Below are 311 nucleotides of genomic sequence, written 5' to 3'. Positions count from 1 at the left end.
CCCGCCTCATAGGTATCCACAATGTTGTAGTTGTGGCGAGCCTTCTTATTCTGGGCAATAATCGCGTTATTCGGGTCCTTCTTCGCGTCTTTCTTCTTTTTCTGAGCCATCACTCAATCCTTATACGTCTTAGCTCTCTTCAGCCGCGCGCCCCGAAGCACGCCAGCGAATACCAGCATCAATAAAGGCGTTCAAACCGCCATCCAAAACATTAGAGGTATTACCCTCCTCATAGCCGGTACGCAGGTCCTTCACCATCTGGTACGGATGCAGAACATAGGAGCGCATCTGATCGCCCCAGCTTGCCTTAA

The 311-nt window shown here is 50.8% G+C and carries 1 pseudogene; it reads right to left on the bottom strand.

The window, feature by feature from the left end:
* Nucleotides 1-129: 129 nt before the first annotated feature.
* Nucleotides 130-311: pseudogene (gene prfB / locus AB8E48_RS09040) on the bottom strand (peptide chain release factor 2); the annotation flags it as partial.

Origin of the sequence: Rothia mucilaginosa (genome assembly GCF_964211445.1) — a bacterium.
In the GTDB taxonomy this organism is placed as follows: domain Bacteria; phylum Actinomycetota; class Actinomycetes; order Actinomycetales; family Micrococcaceae; genus Rothia; species Rothia mucilaginosa_E.
The sequence above is the reverse complement of the archived record's forward strand: the minus strand, read 5'-3'. Positions and strand labels throughout refer to the sequence as shown.